At 59.1% G+C, this 16,574-nt stretch carries 11 protein-coding genes and 4 pseudogenes; 12 read left to right on the top strand and 3 right to left on the bottom strand.

Annotated elements, in window-relative coordinates:
• A pseudogene (locus PYR71_RS29965) lies at window positions 1–974 on the top strand (hypothetical protein); the annotation flags it as partial.
• Window positions 975–2,266: 1,292 nt separating this feature from the next.
• On the opposite strand, the pseudogene PYR71_RS29960 reads toward PYR71_RS29965, so the two are convergent.
• A pseudogene (locus PYR71_RS29960) lies at window positions 2,267–2,652 on the bottom strand (IS3 family transposase); the annotation flags it as partial.
• Between the two features lie 93 nt (window positions 2,653–2,745).
• On the opposite strand from PYR71_RS29960, the gene tssA reads away from it, so the two are divergent.
• The 7 genes and pseudogenes from tssA to tssG all read left to right on the top strand — a co-directional run.
• A complete protein-coding gene (gene tssA, locus PYR71_RS29955; protein ID WP_064842670.1) occupies window positions 2,746–3,738 on the top strand; it encodes a type VI secretion system protein TssA in 993 nt (330 codons plus the stop codon).
• Window positions 3,739–3,773: 35 nt separating this feature from the next.
• Window positions 3,774–4,328: a type VI secretion system contractile sheath small subunit gene (tssB, locus tag PYR71_RS29950; RefSeq protein WP_064842668.1), complete on the top strand. Its 555-nt coding sequence runs from the start codon at window positions 3,774–3,776 to the stop codon at window positions 4,326–4,328.
• A 2-nt stretch (window positions 4,329–4,330) separates the two neighbouring features.
• Window positions 4,331–5,818: a type VI secretion system contractile sheath large subunit gene (gene tssC, locus PYR71_RS29945; RefSeq protein WP_077991402.1), complete on the top strand. Its 1,488-nt coding sequence runs from the start codon at window positions 4,331–4,333 to the stop codon at window positions 5,816–5,818.
• Window positions 5,819–5,933: 115 nt separating this feature from the next.
• Entirely contained in the window at window positions 5,934–6,467 is a 534-nt protein-coding gene (locus PYR71_RS29940; protein WP_064842664.1) for an Hcp family type VI secretion system effector, read from the top strand.
• 86 nt (window positions 6,468–6,553) lie between these two features.
• Window positions 6,554–7,057, top strand: coding sequence for a type VI secretion system baseplate subunit TssE (tssE, locus tag PYR71_RS29935; protein ID WP_004680427.1), 504 nt, complete (start codon window positions 6,554–6,556; stop codon window positions 7,055–7,057).
• On the top strand, window positions 7,057–8,943 hold the full coding sequence (gene tssF, locus PYR71_RS29930) for a type VI secretion system baseplate subunit TssF (protein WP_077991400.1): 1,887 nt from the start codon (window positions 7,057–7,059) through the stop codon (window positions 8,941–8,943). The genes tssE and tssF overlap by 1 nt, the downstream gene beginning before the upstream one ends.
• Window positions 8,907–9,878: pseudogene (gene tssG, locus PYR71_RS29925) on the top strand (type VI secretion system baseplate subunit TssG); the annotation flags it as partial. The gene tssF and the pseudogene tssG, both read left to right, overlap by 37 nt.
• 105 nt (window positions 9,879–9,983) lie before the next feature.
• Here tssG and PYR71_RS30930 read toward each other — a convergent pair.
• Window positions 9,984–10,121, bottom strand: a pseudogene (locus tag PYR71_RS30930) (CoA ester lyase); the annotation flags it as partial.
• Window positions 10,122–10,670: 549 nt separating this feature from the next.
• Between PYR71_RS30930 and PYR71_RS29920 the strand changes: the two are divergent.
• Window positions 10,671–12,698 (top strand): type VI secretion system Vgr family protein, encoded by a 2,028-nt coding sequence (locus PYR71_RS29920; protein WP_077991395.1) that lies wholly within the window; start codon window positions 10,671–10,673, stop codon window positions 12,696–12,698.
• Between the two features lie 465 nt (window positions 12,699–13,163).
• Here the strand turns inward: PYR71_RS29920 and PYR71_RS29915 are convergent, their stop codons facing one another.
• Complete coding sequence (locus tag PYR71_RS29915; protein ID WP_010068000.1) at window positions 13,164–13,292, bottom strand: hypothetical protein; 129 nt, start codon at window positions 13,290–13,292, stop codon at window positions 13,164–13,166.
• Between the two features lie 130 nt (window positions 13,293–13,422).
• Between PYR71_RS29915 and PYR71_RS29910 the strand changes: the two genes are divergently transcribed.
• The 3 genes from PYR71_RS29910 (at window position 13,423) to PYR71_RS29900 (ending at window position 15,513) form a co-directional block, all read left to right on the top strand.
• On the top strand, window positions 13,423–14,394 hold the full coding sequence (locus tag PYR71_RS29910) for a leucine-rich repeat domain-containing protein (protein ID WP_064842651.1): 972 nt from the start codon (window positions 13,423–13,425) through the stop codon (window positions 14,392–14,394).
• A 525-nt stretch (window positions 14,395–14,919) separates the two neighbouring features.
• Window positions 14,920–15,225, top strand: coding sequence for a hypothetical protein (locus PYR71_RS29905; protein ID WP_004680432.1), 306 nt, complete (start codon window positions 14,920–14,922; stop codon window positions 15,223–15,225).
• 69 nt (window positions 15,226–15,294) lie between these two features.
• A complete protein-coding gene (locus PYR71_RS29900) occupies window positions 15,295–15,513 on the top strand; it encodes a lysozyme family protein (RefSeq protein WP_245304464.1) in 219 nt (72 codons plus the stop codon).
• The last annotated feature ends 1,061 nt before the right edge of the window (window positions 15,514–16,574 follow it).

Raw genomic sequence — 16,574 nt, 5'->3', positions numbered from 1 at the left:
GCGCCTTAAAGGACGATATCGCCGTGAGGGCAGCGTTCCGGACGGTGTCGGCCCAGGACCAGGCGAGGCTGGACGAAATCGCGGCGGTGACACCGCGGCAGGGGCGGAGCAATGCGGCCTGGGCGGACGCGCTGAAGGCGGCCCATCCCGATCTCAGCGCCGCCGATGCCGCCACAATCGTGGGCGCCTTAAAGGACGAAATCGCCAGGAGGGCGGCGTTCCGGACGGTGTCGGCCCAGGACCAGGCGAGGCTGGACGAACTCGCTAGGCAGACACCGCAGCTGCCGGGGCAGAGCAAGGCGGCCTGGGCGGACGCGCTGAAGGCGGCCCATCCCGATCTCAGCGCCGCCGATGCCGCCGTAATCGTGGGTGCCATAAAGCAGGATATTGCTAAAAGGGCGGCGTTCCGGACGGTGTCGGCCCAGGACCAGGCGAGGCTGGACGAAATCGCGGCGGCAACACCGCGGCAGGGGGGGAGCAATGCGGCCTGGGCCGATGCGCTGAAGGCGGCCCATCCCGATCTCAGCGCCGCCGATGCCGCCACCATCGTGGGCACCTTTAGGGACGATATCGTCAGGAGGGCGGCGTTCCGGACGGTGTCGGCCCAGGATCAGGCGAGGCTGGACGAGATCAAGGCGGCGACACCGCAGCTGCCGGGGCAGAGCAAGGGGGCGTGGGCGGACGCGCTGAAGGCGGCCCATCCCGATCTCAGCGCCGCCGATGCCGCCATAGTCGTGGGTGCCGTAAGGCGCGATATCGCCGTGAGGACGGCGTTCCAGACGGTGTCGGCCCAGGACCAGGCGAGGCTGGACGAAATCGCTAGGCAGACACCGCAGCTGCCGGGGCAGAGCAAGGGGGCGTGGGCAGACGCACTGAAGGCGGCCCATCCCGATCTCAGCGCCGCCGATGCCGCCATAATCGTGGGTGCCTCGAAGAAACGGATAGCCAGGAGGGCAGCGTTCAAGGTGATATAGGACGGCTCACGACTCATCACCACATTCCCTAGGAACTGCACCATCATGTGCGTTGGTTGTCCACCACGGGATTGCATGAGCATGTGAGAGCGCCGAATTTTTCTTCAGTCTGGAGGCCAATACCTGGCTCGAGATCGATATTTAGGGGCACGACGGCGGGCGCATTCCGGCTGACTAACACGCCGAGAGCGACCTCGTCTTCGACGGTCGGGATCGCAGAATGTCGGCTCGCATGCCGCTGCGACCATCAGCCCGCTCCTCGCAAGATTGGCGCCAAGGCCGCCGTCGAACGATGGCGAGGAGGCAAGTTTTTCCAAAACTTTCTTTAGCATAGAGGTAGAAGGATCGCTACAGCGGGGTTGCAGTGCGCGGGCGGCTAGGGTGACTAAGTGCGTGCACTCCACGACCGTCAAACGGGGTCGGTGTCCGTCAATTCGAAATCGCAGGGATCTGCACGAGAGACCGCGTGGTTGCCCTGCACGACTAATGGAAGCAGGGTCGACAGTCACGTTGGGATGCGATAGGTGCGCGATAGAACGGGAGATTGGCGGCGGGACTCGATTCTTTTTAGAAGATCACGCAAAGCCGCATCACACCCATTGTCAAAAGTAAATACCGCGACGATGGTTATTAAACTTCAGACTTCCGTCGAAAACGGCAATGGCGCTCACGAAGGAGGCCGGCCGCTGCGAAACCCCGCCATCTCCGCACCCCACTCCTTCGCTCCAACTGGGAGCAAAATGAATGAGGCAACGTGCGAATCTCGGGGAGCATCGTTACATGCGGTCAATACGGATCTCATCCAGATTGTCGCCCTATATGCCTCGTGCGGCGGTCCGGCGGAGCGCAGGAGATATATGCCGTTGAAGTGCTCGAGCCGTTCTACCACTGACGCCGGGGTCGCTGCACGCGCGATGGACCCGCCGGCTGGCCGCTCGTTCGATGAGGGTCCGCGCGCCGACACCCCCAAGAGCGATCGCCGAGGACGCCATCCACCTTATGCAGCAACTGGCGCGGAGGCGGCCGCGCGAAGACTTTGTAGTTGGAGGCCTTCAGGCTCACGTTTCCAACGGTACTCCGCAGGTTGCCCTTTGCAACGACTGCCCGACGATGTCAATTCAATCTGGCTGAGCTTGTACCGTCAAGTTTATCCAGTTTGGGGTTCGCTCCAGCGGTGGGTTGCGCATCTGCGGCGGCATCGGCGGGTTTAGGTGCGGAGACCATTCCGGCTGCGCAGCACTGCATCACGTCGCGGGTTGACGATCTGGGCGAACTCTGCAGGGTTAGTCAGCCGAGGCCAGAGTGCTTGGCTTGCCACGCTCCTCGATAACCCGATCCAGTCCACAGGCGACCGCAGGCCGGAGAGCGAAGTATCGGCGACGAGAGTCCGGCTTTCCTCACGACCATCAGAAGCCTGAACCCGCGCTATAGGTGAGTTGATCCGACACGAAGTCCAGCGACCAACGATCATTGGCAGCCAGCTGGATCAACACCAACGCTTGCCTTTCGCTTGTTTCCGGCCACGGCGCTTGCGCATCGTGAGCTTCTCCTCCCGATGGACCCGGAAGAGCTTCTTGTTGTTCACAAGGTGTCCCTCGCGCCTGAGCAGCACATAGCTGCGTCAAGATCCGAAGCGGCGGCATTCACGCCCCAAGCATTCACGACATATACGAATGTCGATTGTGCATGAGCAATCGCGTCTGCTCATTGCTAAACATTGAGAAACAGAGGCGCGACGATCTTTTATGTCGGGAAAACTGGGATTTGGGTCATGCTCGATGCGGATCATCTATTAAAACCGATCAGCGACGGCAACGCATGCGGGGATGCTCTCGATTACGATTTGAGCTTCCTGGAGCTGGAGATAGCGTCGCATGGCAAGCCGCACCAGCAGATAGGCGACTCCATCGCCACCGGGGAGGCTCCCGATTGGACAGAGGTGTGGCGGCTTGGCCTCGACCTTTCTGCCCGCACTAAGGATCTAAGAGTCGGCATCTTGCTCACACGATCCGCCCTCAGTCAGTTCGGCTTCTCTGGTCTAAGTCGGGGGCTTGAGCTGCTCGCGGCCTATGTCGAGCTCTACTGGTCAGAGCTACATCCGCGACCGGATCCAGAAGATGACGAAGATCAGACCGTTCGCCTCAACGCTCTAGCGAGCCTCTGCGATCTCTCCGGGCTCTTGGCAGAAATACGCCAAGTTCCACTCACCTCCTCCAGGCAATTCGGGACTTTTACGCTCCGCGATTGGGCTGGTGCGCTACGGTCCCAATCTACGGAAATTGATCGTTCGACCATCGAGCACGCCTTCATCGACACCGATCCACTGCAGCTCGAGCAGATCAGCACTGGTCTCCACGCCAGCCTGGCAGCCGCCACCCATCTAGACGCGAGTGTTCGGCAGCACGTCGCGAGTGACGAGGCCGTTCGATTCGACCCTCTGATAGTGCTACTCACCCAGGCCAAGGATCTGGTCGACGCCCATCGGAAAAGGGCCCAGCCTGCAGCCCCGGCATCTCCATTGCCAGACTCTAGCGAGGCCTCTTACCCCGAAGTGATCCGCAACCGCGATGACGTTGTCGAAATTCTTGGCCGCATTTGCCACTGGTACCAGGTGAATGAGCCCGCGAGCCCGCTGCCAGCCCTCCTGGAGCGCGCGCAGCGACTTGTCTCGAAGGACTTCATGGCTCTTATCAAAGAGTTGGCGCCAGAAGGGGTTGCCCAATACCGTTCGATTGCCGGTCTGGCGGTCGGCGAGGGCACGTGACGTGCGCAATCTTCCCTATCAGGAGAGTGGAACACATGACAAAGGCGAGTAGTCAAAAGTTCATCGCGCGGGTTCGTCCGCCTCGTGTACAGATCGAATACGACGTCGAGACCTATGGCTCTCAGAAGAAGGTTCAGCTTCCCTTCGTGGTCGGCGTGATGTCCGACCTCGCCGGCAATGCTGCCGAGCCGCTTGCCCCTGTCGCGGAGCGCAAGATGATGGAGATCGATATCGACAATTTCGATGATCGGCTCAGATCGCTGAGGCCCAGGGTGGTGATGCGGGTGCCGAACCTATTGACTGGAGAAGGCCAACTCGCTGTCGACTTGACGTTCGAGCGGCTCGAAGATTTCTCGCCGGCGGCCGTGGCGCGCAAGGTCGACAGCCTTAGCAGGCTGCTCGAGGCGCGAACGGAGCTCTCCAATCTGCTGGCCTATATGGACGGGAAGAACGGTGCCGAAGAGTTGCTCACCCACTTCCTCGCGGATTCGGCACTGCTAAGCGCCCTCGGCAATGGCATGGAGACTGAGAAGCCTGATGCAGTGGTTGCCGCTCCGCCATTGGCATCCCCAGACACAGAGGAGAACTGATCATGATGCCTGCAGATGCCACAGATGTACAGGTCGCCACCGTTGATCTCGGCGATTTCACCCGCATGCTTCGATTCGAGTTCAAGATCCGCTCGGACCACTCCCGTGACTTGGTGGAGAGTGCCGTCCGAACACTGGCCGAGCAGGCACTTCAAAACACGTCGCTGATCAGCGACGATGTCGTCACGACTATCCAAGCAATGATTGCTTCGATCGACCAGAAGCTTTCTGCACAACTCAACGAGATCCTCCATCACGAAAATTTCCAGCGCGTGGAATCAGCTTGGCGGGGCTTGCATCACCTTGCCAGCAACACCGAAACCGATGAAACGTTGAAGATTCGCGTTCTCCCAGTTTCAAAGGTGGAGATGTCCCGAACTCTGCGGAAATATAAGGGTATCACCTGGGATCAGAGTCCGCTATTCAAAAAAATTTACGAAGACGAATACGGCCAAATCGGCGGTGAACCCTATGGCTGCCTGATTGCCGACTACTATTTCGACCATACCCCACCGGACGTTGAGTTGCTTTCGGGACTGGCGCAGATCGCGGCGGCGAGCCACTCACCGCTTATATCTGCCGTCTCACCACATCTGCTGCAGATGGATTCTTGGCGTGAGCTTGCGAACCCGCGTGACATCACAAAAATCTTCCTCACGCCCGAACATGCCCCTTGGCGAGCGTTCCGCGAGAGCGAGAACTCTCGATACGTGGCCCTGACCTTACCACGCACCCTTGGCCGGCTGCCCTACGGGGCCAAAACCAACCCGGTCGATGAATTCGCCTTCGAGGAGGACACAGACGGCGGCGACAGCGAGAAATACCTTTGGACGAACGCAGCCTACGCCATGGGCGTAAATATCACGCGCTCGTTCAAGCTCTATGGCTGGCTCTCCAGAATTCGTGGCGTCGAATCCGGCGGCCTGGTCGAGGGTCTGCCGGTACATACCTTCCGCAGCGACGACGGTGGCGTCGACCTAAAATGCCCCACTGAGATCGCGATCAGCGACCGCCGTGAGGCCGAACTGTCCAAAAACGGTCTTCTACCGCTGTTGCACCGCAAAAACACGGACCTCGGCGTATTTATTGGCGCTCAAACTATTAACAAGCCGGTCAAATACGAAGACCCCGACGCGTCAGCGAACGCCGAACTCAGTGCCCGGCTACCCTACATCTTCGCAACCTGCCGCTTCGCACATTATTTGAAGTGTATGGTCCGGGACAAGATTGGCACGTTCAAGGAGCGCCACGAGGTCGAGGAGTGGCTCAACCAATGGATTCAGGGCTATGTCCACCCCTCGCCCGAGCTTGGGAGCGAAGAGAGTAAGGCACAGCAGCCGCTCTCCTCAGCCGAGGTCAAGGTGGAAGAGGTCGAAGATAATCCCGGATATTACGTTGCGAGATTTTACATGCGGCCACACTACCAGCTCGAAGGCCTAACCATCTCTTTGAGACTGGTCTCGCGCCTGCCATCCGCCCGCAAGGACTGAGAAAACCCGCAGATGATTGTGCTCCGTTCTCGGCGCCAAAACTCCGGAATAGCTGCCCTGGGCTGGCCGATGCAATCCAGGCCCAATCAGATCAACGAGAAAAGGAAAGTCCATCATGGCGTTCGACGCGGTTATAAAATTCACGCAAGCGTCCAAGGACGGCATTTTGCCCAAGGGCGAATCTATCATTCTAAAGGACGGCATCACCCTAGCGGACGAATGGAGCTTTTCACTCGAAAACAAGCTGAACATTGGGCCTCATACCGCCGGGGCGGGCGCGGGCAAGGCCGAATTCGAGGTCTTCACTATCAAGAAGCAGGTGGATACGTCATCGCCCTCTCTGTACGTTGCCTGTGGTCGCGGCGCCCACTTCAATAGCGTCGAACTGAAACTTTTCAAAGCGACGGGGAGCGGACAAGCTACATCAGAATCGAACCTGTTCTTGCACTGGAGTTTCAACATGCTGGTAGTCGAGAAGGTCGAGTGGTCCTATGCGGAAGACGCCCCCGAGGAGACGATCACATTCCGGTTCGGCGCCTGCAAGGTCATTTATTACAGGCAGGATGAAAAAGGCGCTCTTACCAAAGCTGGCGAGGGCATCTGGAACCAAATCGCGAACAGCACCGACTTCAATAGGCTCGTCGGCTGATGGGGCCATCGGCAACCCGGGAATATTCGGGGCTGCGCGCGAAAACGACGGATCGACTCGTCGCTATTGCACCTGGAGATTGTAACATGGGCAGAGATGTTAAGCGGGATCTCGTGCAACCATCCCTCCTGGACCGGCTTACGGACGATGAGCCGCGCAGCTCGTGTGAAGCGCAGGACAAGCGCAGCTTCTCTGTTCGCCAACTGGAAGAGGTGATTCTACGCGATGTTTCCTGGTTGTTGAACACCAATCAACTGGGTGCAACCGTAGATCTACAAGCGTACCCTCACGTAGCGGCCAGTGCACTTAATTATGGTGCCTGGCCTCTCAGCGGACAAATTCGCGAAGGCATGGATAAGAGCGCATTGCGCGAAGCGATAATCGAGAGCCTTCAGCGCTTTGAGCCGCGTCTCTTACCGGACACCCTGAAGGTCACGGTCCTGGACGATGGTCAGGGTTGCGGCACTTTTCGCTTTAGGATCGAAGCCGATCTGTGGGCGCAGCCATTGCCGGTGCGAATGGTGATGCGTACGGAGGTAGATTCCGAGCTCGAATCCGCCCGCGTTCATCTCGGTACAGAGATAAGCTGATGGATCCCCGGCTCCTGCGACTGTACAACGACGAACTTGCTTATATGCGCGAGATGGGGGCCGAGTTCGCCCGCGCATTCCCGAAGGTCGCCGCCCGGCTCGGGATGGAATCAGCGGAGGTCGCCGACCCCTACGTCGAGCGGCTTCTGGAAGGCTTCGCTTTCATGGCGGCGCGGGTGCAATTGAAGCTTCAGTCTCGCTTTCCGGAATTCACCCAGCACCTCCTGGAGATGGTCTATCCGCATTTTCTACCGCCGCTCCCCTCGATGACGATCGTCCGTTTCGAGCCCGACCAGGATGCCGGACCACTTGAAAATGGATACCTCGTGCCGCGGGAAACCAAGCTTTTGGGCCGTCTTGCTCCGGGCGCCGTCACACATTGCGAGTTCCGCACGGCCCATGATGTGCATCTCTGGCCAATTGTGGTGAGCGCTGCCGATTATTTTTCGACGCCGGGGCAGATCGCCGCACTGGATCTTCCGGCCCGGCAAGATGCGAAGGCTGCTTTGCGACTACGCCTTCGCACCACCAATGGCATGCCGTTCAATAAACTCGGACTAGAGGCTCTCACACTGCACCTAACAGGCCCCGGTGGCATCGGCGCCGCACTCGCCGAACAGCTTCTCGGTGACGCATGCAATATCATAGCCCGTCCGGTCGGCCGGCCTATCCCTTGGCAGGAAAAGATTCCGGTTCATGCGCTGCAGCAACGCGGTTTGGAGCCGAGCTGTGCTCTCCTGCCCGAGGTGCCACGCTCTTTCGACGGGTACCGTCTCCTACAGGAGTATTTCGCCCTCGCGGAGCGGACGTTGTTCGTCGAGGTTAGCGGGCTGGCAGACGCAGTAGCCCTGTCAACTGCCGAGACCCTTGAGATCGTCTTCGCACTCAGACGAGTCGAGCCACGGCTGGAACGACAGCTCGGACCCCAAAATATCGTTCTCTTCGCAACGCCCGCGATTAATCTCTTCGAACGCCAGGCAGATCTCGTCCACGTGAGCGACAAGAACACCGAGCATCATGTGATTGTTGACAGGATGAGGCCGCTCGACTTTGAGGTCCACTCGATCCTCGAAATGAGCGGAGACGGGGCGAAAAACGAAGCGGCTCCCGTGAGGTTCTACCCGTTCTATAGCATCAGCGCGCACGGTCAGGAGGAGCAGCATTCCAGATACTACGCGATCCGCCGGGAGCAGCGCCTCATGTCGGAGCACCAGCGTCTAAATGGCGCGCGGACTGGCTACATCGGCAGCGAAACGTTCGTTTCTCTAGTTGATCGCCAGGCGGCTCCTTATTCGGCGGAACTCCGGCATTTGTCTGTAAACTGCCTGTGCTCGAACCGGGATCTGGCGCTGCTGCTGCCGATCGGCCGGGACAAGACAGACTTCACCCTGGAAATCGGCGCTCCAGTTACCGCCACCCGGTGCGTATCGCCCCCGAGCCGACCGCGCCACTCCTTCGCCAATGGCGATATCACCTGGCGATTAATTAGCCATCTTTCACTGAACTACCTCTCGATCAGCAATTCCGATAGGAACGACCACCGGGGCGCAGAAGCGCTGCGTGAACTCCTCCGCCTCTACGTCGATCCAGTCAATGCCTTCGCCTCACGGCAGATCGACGGGATCCGGGAGATTCGGTCCAGGCCTGCGGTCAGGCGATTGTCCAGCGGTGGACAAGCCGCCGTAGCACGTGGGATTGAGGTTGGTATCATCCTGGACGAAGCGGCCTTCGAAGGCGTTGGCATCTTTCCGCTCGCCTCCGTGCTCAACCAGTTCTTCGCGAAATACGTATCCATCAACAGCTTCACCGAGATGGTCGTCTCGACGCTACAGCGCGGGGAGGTAATGCGATGGCCGACGATGGCCGGCCGCCGGGCGATCCTTTGATTTCGGGGGCACTCGGCGACTTCCTAAGCTCGCTCAGGGCCGAACCGCATGCCTGCGACTTCTTCCAGGCTCTGCGGCGGATCGATGCAATCTGCTCAGATCGGCCTCGGCTGGGAGAATCGAGCGGTCCCAGCCTGGATCGCGTGCGGATCGCCCAGCAGCCCTCCCTTGCATTTCCGCCTCGATCGATCGCGGGCGTGACTGCGCACGAGCAGAACGACCCCGTAATCTCCACCTACGCCTTCGGCTTGTTTGGACCCCACGGTCCCCTCCCATTGCATCTGACGGAGTACGCCCTTCTCCGGCAGCACAACGCCGCGGATGAGACGCTGATCCGATTTGCTGATACCTTTCATCATCGAATGGCCTCGTTCTTCTTCCGTGCATGGGCGGAGGGCGAACCGACCGTGAGCTATGACAGGCCACAAGAAGATCGATTTGCCCTTCAGCTCGGCGCGCTAGCCGGCTTCGGGATGACCTCCCTGCGCGCGCGGGATGCTATGCCTGATCTGGCCAAACTCCACTTCACCGGCCGTCTCGCCTCACACACCCGCAACGCCGAGGGGCTCGCTGCCATCCTCGCCAGCTTCGTCGAGGCGCCGGTTGATATCCGTGAATTTGTCCCAAAATGGGTGGATCTGCCCCGCATATCGCTCTGCCTCCTGGGCCGCGACCCGGCCACGGGCACGCTGAACGGCAACGCTATTGCAGGTGCGAGGGTCAGAGTGTGGCACCATCGGTTCCGACTCATTGTGGGTCCCCTCAGCCTGGCTCATTACGAATCGCTTCTGCCCGCAGCTCCCGGCCTTAAGTCGATAGCGGAGATCATCTGCAACTACCTTGGAGATGAACTTGACTGGGAGATTAACCTCGTTCTCCGTCAGGAGCAGGTCCCGGAAGTGCAGTTGGGTCGCTGCGGCAGACTCGGATGGTCCAGTTGGATGGGCAAGCGGAAAACGCGCCAGCACGCCGATGACTTGACGACTACCCCGACTGACCGGGGCCCACCGGCTCCCGCATGGCACTCTCCTGAAACGGACATCCATGATGCGGCGGGCCCGCTCGACCTTCTTTTCGGGCGGGGAGAAGATCTCCTTGGCGAGATCGATCTGGAACGGATGAATGGCCCACGTAACCTCGATACCAAGTGCGGCGGCACGGCGGGCGGCGGCTTGGAAGGCCCGTTATGACAAGCATCGGAAGCTCGACTCTCTTCAGTAAGCTCAACGCAAACTGCAATGGGACCGCCAAGGCCCTTTGCAAAATTCGCCGTGACGCCTCTTTGGAACGTTCTCGCCATTTTGACGCCCTTGAGGCTTCAGCAGCGGAGAGGCCGATCGAGCCGACGATCGCGGCGAAACTCGACCACCGTGGTTGTCCGCTCGGGCGCTGCGCCCTGGGCCTGGTTGAATCTTCCAGGAGACACGTCGTCGCTAGCACCGCCGGAATCCGCCGACTCATCGATGTTACAAGGCCGCATGGCGAGATTTGGGTGGGACTTAGCGTGGGTGAGTTCCAAGAGACCCACACGCTTTCTTCGCCCCGCCCTCCCCCGCTTGGCTCTGACGATGCGGGCCAGCAAGACATCTTGGCTGAGCAACGGTCGGCGATTTCGATGCACGAAATAAACGCTTTTCTGCATCTTCGCCGATGGCTTCGGCAGCATCCTACTCACGCCATCGGGCGCAACCGCGCCTTCTCATCAAATCTGCGGAACACACACCACCATGGTCGAGTCAAGAATCGAGAGTCTCTTAAGGCACAATCGTTTTGTTGCGGTCACTTCGGCCGCGTCCGAGTTGAATGAAATCTCTCTCCGACGGCTCAGTGGCACCGAGCGACTGGGGGAACCTTTCCTCTACGAGGTGAAGCTCGCCAGCCGCGATCCAGTTCAGAACTTTGCTACGATCCCCGGTCAAAGCCTGACAATCGGCCTTAAGCTCAAGGACTCGCAAACGCGCTTCTTCAACGGTGTTGTTACGCGCTTCCAATATCTCGGCCTCGACGATACCGAGCACCTCAACTACGTGGCGCAGGTGCGGCCGTGGATTTCATTGCTCGAGCATCGCTCTAACAGTCGGGTCTTTCAGAACAAGACGAGCATCGAGATCATCACCACGATTTTTCGAGAACATAGAGGCAATTTCAAGAATCAGACCGCCCGACGGTTCCCACAGCGCCCATATTGCGTCCAGTACGATGAAACGGATCTGGCCTTCGTCAGCCGCCTCATGGAGCAGGACGGCATCTACTACTATTTTGAACATGCTGAGGACCAACATGACCTGGTGCTGGTCGACAACGCCGCGAGTCACATGGCCTGCACGCCTGAGATCGTAGAGACCCACCACAATCTCAGGCCTGCCCGAAGTCTTTACCAAGAAGATGTCATCCTGCATTGGGACGAGGTCGTATCGCTACAGCCGAACAAGGTCGTTCTCAGGGACTATGACCATGAGAAGCCGATGGCAGAACTGACGTCTGTCGCGCGTGTTCCTCCCGTGAGGACAGGCGGCATTCCGCCATGCAAGCTCACGGGAAGCGCCATCACCCGACCGCGGGAGAGCGTGGCGGTCAGAACGGGCGAGACCTCGTCGGCAAGCAGCGGCTGCACGGCAATGCGGGAGGTCTTCGAGTATCCAGGCCAGTATACAAAAAAAAGCGATGGCGATTTCTACGCCACCATCCGTGCCGAGGAACTCGCCTGCAACGCTTATCGCGCGCGGATCGAAAGCACTGCGCGCCAGATAACGACCGGGTCATTATTCAAGGCCGCAAATCCCTTCTACTACGGCCAGATCGGTTCCCGGCCGAAACCCACCGATCGCTTTCTGGCAATCGGACAGGACTTCACTGTCATCGGTGAGGTGGGGGACGATCTCACTGCGGACACCGTGGGGGGGAAGGGCGAGCGGTTCCTCTATCACAGCAACGTGGAGATTATCCCCGCGACCACCCAGTACCGCCCGAGGCGCCGCACACCGGCGCGGTTGATTCACGGACCGCAGACGGCCGTCGTCGTGGGCCCCGAGGGCGAGTCGATCGCGACGGATAAGTACGGCCGTGTGAAGGTTCAGTTCTTCTGGGACCGAGAAGGCGGAAAGAACGAGAACAGCTCCTGCTGGATTCGGGTGGCCCAGAACTTCGCTGGTAAGGGTTTTGGCAACCTGGTCGTCCCACGGATCGGCCATGAGGTCGTGGTTGATTTCATCCACGGCAATCCCGACACGCCCCTGGTGACCGGCGTCGTATACAATGGCTCAAATCTGCCGCCTGAAACCCTGCCGACTGACAAAACGCGGTCGACCTTCCGGACGCATACCGATGGCGGCGCCGCTAATGCCTACAATGAACTGCGCTTTGAGGACAAGCAGGGCCGTGAGGAGGTCTATTTGAAGGCCCAGAAGAATCATACCGTCGAGGTCGGGAACATCTACAGCATCGACGTCAAGAGACACTTCCTCCTGACCTCGGGCGGCGCCGCGCCCGACTCCCCTGCCGCAGCGGCCTTAGGTAGCCGCGTCGAGGTAACACCCGACAAGATCCGCCTTGTAGTATCGGGCAGAACCGGCCCGCAGGCCATCGAAATCAGCGGCGATGGGATCGCCATTATCGGCACGATGATTGGCGTTATGGCAACGCCTCCGCGGCTCGGGTCTATCGTCTCCATGCCGCCGCCGACACCGGGTCCACCCACGCCGTCGATAATGAAGCTTATTGCGACACTCGGGCTGCCGCCTGTTACGCCAGAGTGACACGATGTCAAGGTGAACTGGTTCTCGGCCTCGGCTGTCCGGAAGTCGTTGCCTTTAAGTCGGCAGGGCCCTGCAGGCGTAGAGAAAAAGCGTAACGGCGTCGGCGTCGTAAGCTGACCTACCAAATCAACGTGACACTGCGAGATTGCCCGAAAATGAGGAAAGGTTATCGCGCGTGAGCGTTTGTTCCGGGAACTTGCGCCTCAGTTAGATGGAGTTGCCACGCGAAATCGGCCGAAAGCATGCGTCTGGTTTAGGTCTCCACCAAGCGGGAACTAGTGTATAGCCCATCGATGGGGATGAAATACCTTTATCACTCGGCGTCACGAAATTGCGATCAGGGCGCGGGCGGCGCAAAAATCAGCGTTCTCGATCTTGGCGTTACAGCGCTGCTTTGCAGGGCGGGCTCTCGCCTCGAAGCGCTTCTGGCGGAGCGTGGCCGCCTCGAGCAGCAGTCGAAGCCTTTCACCATGCTCGAAGGTGTCTCGCTTCTATTTGCGTTTCGAGTTCCTGATAGGCGCTGGCCATGCCTGTCAGGCCGAGTTTGCGCAGCATGTCAATGGTGGGATTGTTCAACGTCGCGATAAAAATCATGCGCTGTCCAGCTCGAGGAAGGACGCTGGCCATGCCCCCGAAGCATAACGGGATACGAATTTGGTATTGGAAGGAAAGGTCGCGACGGAAGTAACATCAGCAGTGACGCAATGACCTAAGGAACGACGCAATGTACGGCAGAAGGCAGGGGCGTGTTGGCAATAGTTCCGAACAAGGCGGTGAAGACACCTTTAACTGGGTTGAAGGCTTGACTGGCTCCTCGTCCAGCGAAGCGGCACTGAAAGAAATTTTACTGGCCTGGGCGGAAGACGGGCAGCAGGAGCAGGACGAGGACCGGCACGAGGCAATGGCACGGATCGAGGCCTGGACGGAAACCCGCAATTTTCGTGCCCCCCTGAACTTAACATCGCTGTCCCTAACGGCACTGCCCCCCACCTTACCGGCCGGCCTCCAGCGGCTCAACGCCAATGACAACCGGTTGGGCAGGCTGCCCAACAACCTCCCGCCCGGTCTGCGAAAGCTCTCTGCCTGCGACAACCAGCTGACCACGCTGCCTGAGGTTCTTCCGGACATGCTCGAGACGCTCTACGTCGACGGCAACCGGCTGACCAGATTGCCGAACGAGCTTCCTTCCGGACTAAAGTATCTCTACGTCAACCACAACCGGCTGACCAGTTTGCCCGATAACCTGCCGCCTGAGCTCAGGGAGCTTCATGTCACCCGCAACGAAATCGCGCACCTGCCGGAGAATCTCCCCCTCGAATTGACGGATCTCCGCGCCGAACTCAATAATATAATTCGCCTGCCCGAGCGCCTTCCTGCAAAGCTCACGCGGCTCGAAGTCCCTCACAATGAACTGACTAGCCTACCCGAGGACCTCCCGGCCACCCTAAAGTGGCTCAGCACCGACAGTAATGAACTGACCCACCTGCCCCCTAACCTGCCGAGGGGGCTGGAGGAGCTTAGCGTTCGTGGAAACAACCTGAGAGGACTTGGCGACGGGCGAACTGCACTGCCGTACATTCTGTCGCAGCTTCCGCCTCATTGCAAAGTGTACCTGAATAACAATCCGCTGCCAGATCGACTGCGGGCGCACCTGAGCGCGCAAAGCGGGACGAGCCTTCCGCAGATCTTTTTGTGATGCTGCCTGACAAACGGGCCAAACTAGATCCCTGCGTTTTGAGTAAAAGGCCTTTTGCCGAAGCCATGGCGGTGGGGTGCAGGCCAGGTATGACGCGTGCGGATCAAAAACAATGAGTTTGCAGGTTTATGCCGCTCGCCGGAATGTGTTGAGTTGTGGAAGCAACAGACGTCTCACTGAAGACTATGGCCGGAAAGCCCAGGCTCGGCACTTGTGTCCTTCGGGCGACCTTGCATGCGAGCCAGTTCGTACAAAGGATTACCCGCTATCGCGTACCAGGAGGTGCGACGCTTACGGCCTAGAGGCATTGCCGCCGGTTGGAACGTTCGGAAGCTGGACCCAGATTTCAACAGGCCTCAAGCGCATCCACCATTTCCACATGGTCCACCCCCAGCATCGCGTATTCGTTGATCTAACTACCCGAGACTCCAGCCTACGGGCCTATTTGCATTCGTCGGCGATCGACGACTCTGTCGCCTATTAGTTGAAATAGGGTTTCGTGGCGAGCCAGCAGAGGAACAGCCCATGGATGAGAAAAACAGCCCCATTGTTTGCATCTCGGGTGTAGACGAACGAAAGCTCGGCGCCGCTCTAATCGCGGTCCAATCGGCATTTAGTGTCGCGATTGCGGAACTATCGAAGCTTCACAAAGGGAACAGTCCTCAGTGGTTCGAAGACCTGGAGGAGGTGGTAATCGCTAACGCAAAAGGCACAGTCACCGAGGGCATCTCGCTGGATGTCGAGGTGGAAAGCCTCAAATTCGGCATCGACGTCCTTCGGGCGATCTTAGATGTCAGCCGCGTTGAGCTAGGCTTTGCAGCAAAGGAATAACCTTTCGCCCAAACGAGGTCTCGATGCTATTTGGCGCCGGAGATGTTCGATGCACACTCGAACCTTCGCATGAGTACCGCGCTCGTCGCCAAAGTCGCCCGCATCGTCACCAAATGGTACGGTCGTTGGACAAACCAGGAGGTCTTGCCGCAGATGATCGACGATACGACCTATGCATGGCGCACCGGCGTTTTTGAGGCAACGCGCGTTTTCCATGCGGAAGACCCGGGCGGACCAACCTTCATCGGGGGCAATTTGCGCAAGCCGGACTCCCATGGAAGACAATAACTTGTCGGACGCTGGGCGCACGAGACTGAGGGACTCAGCGTTGAAGATGCTGCCGACAAGCTCGGCATTAGCGATGCACCCTGTATAGCGGGCAGCGACCGCCTTGCCATGCTTGAAGATGCCCTGAGCCGACACGCCCACAGTTGATAAAGATGTTGACTCAGTACCGCCGGCCGCTCCTCACCTTCTACCTTGCTGAGCCGCCAGCCATTGCGGCTCGTGGCAAGGATTTTTCGGACTCTTCCCGAGAATATGCACAACGCGACGCAGCGCTTGTCGACCCGCTGTTTCGTGAAGTTCGCGCTCGCCAGGAAATGGTGCGTGCTGAGCCCTTTGTAAGAGTCACCCTTGCGCCGGCAGTCCGAGACCTCCCCGTTCATCTGGTTCGTCGTTTGGAATCGCAATCGATCGATGATCGACCTCCGCCCCCTCGTCGCAGGGATACACATCAAGTGGATTTGACCTGGACAGCGACCGCTCGCGCTGGAGCGCCGAATACCGGCGGCGCATTTCACCGGACGCAATCGACCCTGCCGTCCAAAGAGCGACCGGTTCCATGAAACCCGGGTCTTCATCGATCCGGATTCTTCGCGCCTTCCAACGCGCGATGACCCGCTCGGCTATGTCCCTGTGTGAATCCATTACCACTTCCCTGCCGCCTGCCGCCTACGTGGTTAGATACCAAGCTGGTGGGTTCTTCGCCAGTTCAAACCGTCCAATATGTCACGCCGGCCGCCCGCGATCCGTTTTCAGGAGCTTGTTAGCTGGAGCTACCGAGATCGCAGGACACACTTTCCAGCTCTCTCCCGACCTGATGGTCCCCGTCACCATCTTTTCCGTCCATGAATAAGGTAGGCCGCCCCCGATCAGTCCAGGCGATTTAAGTGCGAGTCCGCTTTTACGTCGCCTTGAGGTCCGTCAGCACCTTGTCAAAAGCATCCTTGACCGGCTTTGAGATTTCCTCCACCGCCCTGCTTGAGAGCACCCGGACTTCCTTGGCGTGCTGCAAACTTGTCTCAACCCGCTTGCGAAAAAAGGTCGACTGCTGTTCGAGGATCTGC

The organism is Rhizobium mulingense (assembly GCF_029194105.1).
GTDB lineage: Bacteria > Pseudomonadota > Alphaproteobacteria > Rhizobiales > Rhizobiaceae > Rhizobium > Rhizobium mulingense.
The sequence above is the reverse complement of the archived record's forward strand: the minus strand, read 5'-3'. Positions and strand labels throughout refer to the sequence as shown.

Excerpts from the sequence above, each read along its gene's own strand:
- tssC (WP_077991402.1), top strand. The coding sequence starts at position 4,331 with ATGATGCCTGCAGATGCCACAGATGTACAGGTCGCCACCGTTGATCTC.
- tssE (WP_004680427.1), top strand. The coding sequence starts at position 6,554 with ATGGGCAGAGATGTTAAGCGGGATCTCGTGCAACCATCCCTCCTGGAC.
- tssF (WP_077991400.1), top strand. The coding sequence starts at position 7,057 with ATGGATCCCCGGCTCCTGCGACTGTACAACGACGAACTTGCTTATATG.
- PYR71_RS29900 (WP_245304464.1), top strand. The coding sequence starts at position 15,295 with ATGAGTACCGCGCTCGTCGCCAAAGTCGCCCGCATCGTCACCAAATGG.
- PYR71_RS29920 (WP_077991395.1), top strand. The coding sequence starts at position 10,671 with ATGGTCGAGTCAAGAATCGAGAGTCTCTTAAGGCACAATCGTTTTGTT.
- PYR71_RS29940 (WP_064842664.1), top strand. The coding sequence starts at position 5,934 with ATGGCGTTCGACGCGGTTATAAAATTCACGCAAGCGTCCAAGGACGGC.
- PYR71_RS29910 (WP_064842651.1), top strand. The coding sequence starts at position 13,423 with ATGTACGGCAGAAGGCAGGGGCGTGTTGGCAATAGTTCCGAACAAGGC.
- PYR71_RS29905 (WP_004680432.1), top strand. The coding sequence starts at position 14,920 with ATGGATGAGAAAAACAGCCCCATTGTTTGCATCTCGGGTGTAGACGAA.
- tssB (WP_064842668.1), top strand. The coding sequence starts at position 3,774 with ATGACAAAGGCGAGTAGTCAAAAGTTCATCGCGCGGGTTCGTCCGCCT.
- PYR71_RS29915 (WP_010068000.1), bottom strand. The coding sequence starts at position 13,292 with ATGATTTTTATCGCGACGTTGAACAATCCCACCATTGACATGCTGCGC.
- tssA (WP_064842670.1), top strand. The coding sequence starts at position 2,746 with ATGCTCGATGCGGATCATCTATTAAAACCGATCAGCGACGGCAACGCA.